General features: G+C 57.1%; 6 protein-coding genes and 1 pseudogene. 1 reads left to right on the top strand and 6 read right to left on the bottom strand.

Features of this window, described 5'->3' with window-relative positions:
* Positions 1-5: 5 nt before the first annotated feature.
* The 6 genes from tnpB to NKH70_RS35305 form a co-directional block, all read right to left on the bottom strand.
* Positions 6-203 carry an IS66 family insertion sequence element accessory protein TnpB gene (gene tnpB / locus NKH70_RS35330; RefSeq protein ID WP_352452648.1) on the bottom strand — a complete coding sequence of 66 codons (198 nt, stop codon included), beginning with the start codon at positions 201-203 and terminating at the stop codon, positions 6-8.
* Positions 200-553 carry an IS66-like element accessory protein TnpA gene (gene tnpA / locus NKH70_RS35325; protein ID WP_286438114.1) on the bottom strand — a complete coding sequence of 118 codons (354 nt, stop codon included), beginning with the start codon at positions 551-553 and terminating at the stop codon, positions 200-202. Before tnpA ends, tnpB begins: the two co-directional genes overlap by 4 nt.
* 288 nt (positions 554-841) lie before the next feature.
* Positions 842-1,609, bottom strand: coding sequence for a cyclase family protein (locus NKH70_RS35320; protein ID WP_353027445.1), 768 nt, complete (start codon positions 1,607-1,609; stop codon positions 842-844).
* A 198-nt stretch (positions 1,610-1,807) separates the two neighbouring features.
* Positions 1,808-2,683, bottom strand: a complete 876-nt coding sequence (locus tag NKH70_RS35315; RefSeq protein ID WP_502908464.1) for an amino acid ABC transporter ATP-binding protein — start codon at positions 2,681-2,683, stop codon at positions 1,808-1,810.
* Complete coding sequence (locus tag NKH70_RS35310; RefSeq protein WP_353027444.1) at positions 2,680-3,654, bottom strand: amino acid ABC transporter permease; 975 nt, start codon at positions 3,652-3,654, stop codon at positions 2,680-2,682. The genes NKH70_RS35315 and NKH70_RS35310 overlap by 4 nt, the downstream gene beginning before the upstream one ends.
* Before the next feature lie 62 nt (positions 3,655-3,716).
* A complete protein-coding gene (locus tag NKH70_RS35305; protein ID WP_353027443.1) occupies positions 3,717-4,556 on the bottom strand; it encodes a transporter substrate-binding domain-containing protein in 840 nt (279 codons plus the stop codon).
* Between the two features lie 393 nt (positions 4,557-4,949).
* Here NKH70_RS35305 and NKH70_RS35300 point away from each other — a divergent pair.
* Positions 4,950-5,166, top strand: a pseudogene (locus NKH70_RS35300) (hypothetical protein); the annotation flags it as partial.

Genomic DNA, 5,166 nt, shown 5'->3' with positions numbered 1-5,166 from the left:
AAATATTATGTGGCGGAAAAATCCGGACCGGCGGGCCTAGGCTGGCACCAGGAAGGCTCCGCCACATAATCTCGCCCGACGCATAAATGCGGATCCCGGCCCAACGTCTCCTGAACCTGCAGAGCGAGGCCCTGCATCCCGCGACGCATATCGGTCCGGCCGACCGCCAACCAGATCCGCACCTGGCTCGGGACCGGGATCATGAAACGCCCAGCGCCTTCACCATCGCCGCCGCCAGTGTCGGCGGCGTGGTCAACGGAATCCGCAGCCGCACCTTGCCGGCGATCTCCAGCTCGATCACCGCTGGTGGCGCCGCCGGCACCGAAGCGGCGACAGGCTCATCGGGAACCACGACAACTTCGGCAAAGCCCGTCTCGCGGGCTCTCATCGTGCGGCGCCACTTATAGATCAGGCTGGTCGCGACATCGTACTGGCGCGCTACCGCCGCCACTGTGGCCCCGGGCGCGAATGCCGCAGCCAGTATCCGGCACTGATCTTCTTCACTCCAACGACGACGACGCTCCGGCCCGGTCAATAATGTCACATGGCTCATGCTGTGCTGCTAACTTCGCTCGTAAGGACGACCTTAAGAGCGCAGCCTCGCTACCGTGCCATGCTCGCGCAAGGCGGCCCTCGCCGGAGGCGTACCTCGACTGCACCCTGGCGCTTCGGAATCGATATGGGCGTAATGGGGTTCCCGGTCGTGCGGGGCCTTCACCAGTCCGCCTGATCCATCGGAAAGCAGAGGATATGCGGGCCGAGGCAAGTTTCTGGAGCTGCGCTTTTCGTGGTCCCCGTCAGTTGCGCCCCCCGTCAGACCTGGCTAGGCACACCATCGAAATCAGCAGTAGGCAATAGGGCGCAGCGGTGAGCCGGAACCGTGTTCTATCGGGAGAGGAAGGGCAACGAACAGGCAACGTCGCGAGACGAGCTCCAAGTTTGCCACACATTCTAGGATCAGAATTCCATTCGGCAGCCAATGCAGGTGATGCCCAGGCATCGAGCCGGTCGAAACGCCGTCGATTAGGGCCGCTTCGCACGCTATCGTGTCAGCTCCCACCGCTCGCACTCTCCGTTCCTTGAAAAGGAGAACGAGTTCTTCGTTCATACCGGGCGAATTTCGTGCGTACCATTGGGCCTGCGCGTCGCGACGCCAATGACGCTTAAGCCATCCGAAGTTAATGAGCGCGATCTCTCCGCGACCCACCGAAACCCCATGTTGGCGCTCGTAGCTTTCAATGTCTGACGCTGTAAGGACATCGCCAGGTGCCCAGTCCCGTTCGGAAAAGTCGTAAACCACGGCCTCAGCTATCAAATGGTCCACGTCGAATGTCTCGATAGTTTGGTTCATCTTATCAGCGACGGTGTGCGCTGGCGCATCAACATGGCAACCGATGTGCTCAGGCATGCTTAGATTCTGACAATAATAGCCAGCAGTCTCGTGGACTATGGTCGGATCGATGATGAGGTGCGGATGTGATGGCCATCGGGGAATCCCGCGGCCTAGTTTCGGCGCAAGGTCTATAGCTCGCAGTGAGCGAAGATGCTGGGCTGCAAGCCGGACAGGCTCAAACCTAGGATTCGAATTCAACGCGCTTGAAAGGGTCACGTAAAACGTCCTTGGCACGTTCGATCAGGCTGCCCGGGCGACGACTTTCGGGCTAGCGAGCGGTCGCTCATCCGCACACCCTCCAACTCCAACATGCCTAGTGCCGGGAGTAGGTCATCGCTATCTGACCAATAACGCTTATGCCGTTGCAAAGCCAACTCCTCGTATTCGGCCCCAGACCGCGTGCCGTTCACGGAATCAACCATCGGCGCGAAGAATCTGGCTAAGAAACAGCTTGGTTCTCTCGTGCTGTGGGTTGGCAAAGAAGTCGGATGGCTTACCTTCCTCGATAATTCGACCCTGATCCATGAAAATGACTCGGTCCGCAACGGCGCGGGCGAAACCCATCTCATGGGTAACACAGACCATGGTCATTCCGTCGCGGGCAAGGCCTGTCATGGTTTCGAGCACTTCGGAGACCATTTCTGGATCGAGCGAAGAGGTCGGTTCATCAAAGAGCATGACTGCAGGCTTCATGCAGAGAGAGCGCGCGATCGCCACGCGCTGCTGCTGTCCACCGGAAAGCTGAGCCGGATATTTGTTCGCCTGTTCGGGAATGCGCACGCGCTCAAGAAAACGCAGGGCGAGATTCCTGGCTTCAGTCTCGGGCACGCCCTTGATCCACATTGGAGCGGCCATGCAGTTCATAAGCACGGTCATATGCGGGAAGAGGTTGAAGTGCTGAAAGACCATGCCGACGTTCTTTCGAACCTCGGCCACGTTGCGCATCTTGGGATGCAACAAGATTCCGTTGACAGATATCTCACCCTCTTGGTGTGCCTCGAGTCTATTGAAGCAGCGGATTAGAGTCGACTTTCCAGACCCGGATGGGCCACAGATCACGATGCGTTCGCCCTTGTGGACGGTGAGGTTAATGTCGGTCAACGCTCTGAATGAGCTGTACCACTTCGATACGTTCTTTGCCTCGATGATCTTCTCTTTCACTGACGGAAGCTCTTCCGTGGGCAAGGGCAGGACGGCAACCGACGCGGGAGGTGTGTCCATGGTGGGATCAATAGGCCCGAATGGGGTGGCGATGTCTGGTGATTTACCCATTGAGTCGTTGACACTCATCGCACCTTGCTCCTTCCGTAGTGGCGCTCGATCCTAGCCTGAATGACCTCTAGGATGATTGATACTACCCAATAGATGAGGGCAGCCGATATCAGCATCTCGAGGTAGCGAAACTGGGGTTGACCAATGGTGCGAGCAAGAAAGGTCAGTTCCCAAACACCCAAGACCGAAACGAGCGAACTGTCCTTGAGCATTGCAATAAATGTGTTTCCCATCGGAGGTATGATTACCGGCAGCGCCTGAGGGAGGATTATCTTGCGTATCGTCAATCCGAAGCCGAACCCCATCGATCTGGACGCTTCCCACTGACCTCGGTCAATGCTCTGAATACCGGCGCGAAAAATCTCGGTCATGTATGCACCCACACAAAGGGAAAGTGCCAACACGCCTGAAGGTACGGCATCAAGGACGATCCCCAGCTGCGGAAGGCCGAGGTAGATGAGGTAGATTTGCATGAGCAGCGGCAGACCGCGGAAGAACGAAGTGTAAAAGCTGGCGACAGCGTAAGCAAAGCCGTTGCTCGAGAGTTTCGCGACGGCGCCGACCATCGCAAGGATTGAAGCAAACACGAGTGAGATCGCCGAAACGTAGATTGTGGTAACCAAGCCTTGGGTAATCATATAGGGCAGGTTGTGCCAAATGAACGGCAGGCTGAGGTCGAACGACAGGAAGAAGGCCAAGAAAACCAGGAGAAGTTCAAGCCAAACGACGGCAATCTGCACCCGCAGCGGCGCAAAACCGAGCAATGCAACGTTTGCGCAGAAGATCACCGCAATCACAAAGGCAATCGCGAAGCGCCCGTAAAGGCCACTGAGCTGTGGATCTCCGATCACTGGTCGCATGAGCTCCCCCAAGGGGGTGCTAGCAAAGTTGAATGCCAGAGAAGCCAAGAGCACGACCGCGAAGATCGAAGCTACGAACCAAGGCTTATGGACGAGAATGTCAGCCTCGACTGTGTCCCGATAGAGCATGAGCGAACCTTCAAGAAAAGAGGTGACCCCGGATGTTCGGGATCACTTCTGCTGCGGATGTGTTATTGTTCAGTGCTGGCGTCGTACCCGTACCACTTGATAGCCAACTTGGAGAGCGTGCCGTCGTCTCTCATTTTCTGAATCGCCGCGGCGATCTTGTCGCTAAATTTCTTGTCGCCAGGGAGAACGGCCAATGCACCCGGCACGAAGAACAGCGGATCGCCGAGTTGATGGACTGGAAAGCCGGACTCGATTGCCCCCTGTGCGGTACTCCCGGCAGTGATGTGGGCGTTAAGACGGACACCGTCGCCAAGCCGCAGGTCGGCCATTGAGATGCTGCCGCTCTCGTAAAGCTTCACGCTACCTGGGGTGAACTGATACTTTATTGGCTTGGCACCCGGCCAGTCTGGAGTCAGTGTCTGACTTGCGTACTTCTCAGCCGGTCCATTTGCGTCGGCGCCAATGATCTTTCCGTTGAGATCAGAGAGTTTGTCCGCCTTGCTGTCATTGGGGACTAGCACCACGTACTTCCCGTAGAAGTATATCGCGGGGAAGTCGAACAGGTCAGTTCGGGCTTTCGTCGGCACCATTTCGCCCGCGGCGAGATCCCAGCGGCCCTCCCACTTACCGGATACAATGACCCCCCACTCTGGCGTGACGAATTTGGCCTCCACGCCAAGGTAGTCTGCGATCCCCTTAGCGACGTCGATATCGTAACCCTCAAGCTCATGCTTGTCGTTCAATCGCGACTCGACGCCCCAATCCACTCCGGCCGCCACCGTCAGCGTCTTTGTTTCGAGTACGCGATCGAGCACTTCGCCGGCGTTGGCCGCGGTCACCGAAGCCGCAGAAACAACTGCCAGCGAGGCAGTTGCCGCGATCATCGTCATTAGCTTGTTCATTGTTTCTCCTCCGTGAGTGTAGCGTTCAGTCGTTGGCATGACTTCTCGATTGCTTGTCGTTCCGTCATCCCGTCCAACCAGCCCGCAAGTACTGACCACGACCGGTCCCTCGCCTGCGCCTTGGAAAGTTGGTGATCTGCGCAGAGCGTGGATGTCGAAATCCCGTTGCAGAACCGTGTTGCATCAAACGCCAAAAGACTAGGCCCTGTCAAGATCGTAGTTTTTGCCTGGGAAGCCTAGGCCAACTGACGGTTTACGTGGACGCCAAAGTGCCGCGGACCAAGTGAACTTTTAGCGATTTCGAGGTAAAAACCACTTGCGCACACTCATAGCACGTGGTTTTGTTGCAACAAACATCGAACCATGTTTCCAGGTCCGTTAGGAGTCCGTTAGATGAAGCACGCGTCCGCACCTTCCACCTCTGGCTTGCCCGATGAACAGTCGGCGCGCTTGTTCGCACGAGCCCGGGCTGTCTTCCCAGATGGCACCACACGAGCGACGGTCGAGCGTGACCCGATCCCGCGCTATGTCCTAAAAGGCGAGGGTGCATATCTGGTTGATGTTGACGGGCAGCGTTTCCTGGACCTCAACAACAATTTTACAACCCTCA

The sequence above is a fragment of the Mesorhizobium sp. M0991 genome, assembly GCF_040318915.1.
GTDB lineage: Bacteria > Pseudomonadota > Alphaproteobacteria > Rhizobiales > Rhizobiaceae > Mesorhizobium.
The sequence above is the reverse complement of the archived record's forward strand: the minus strand, read 5'-3'. Positions and strand labels throughout refer to the sequence as shown.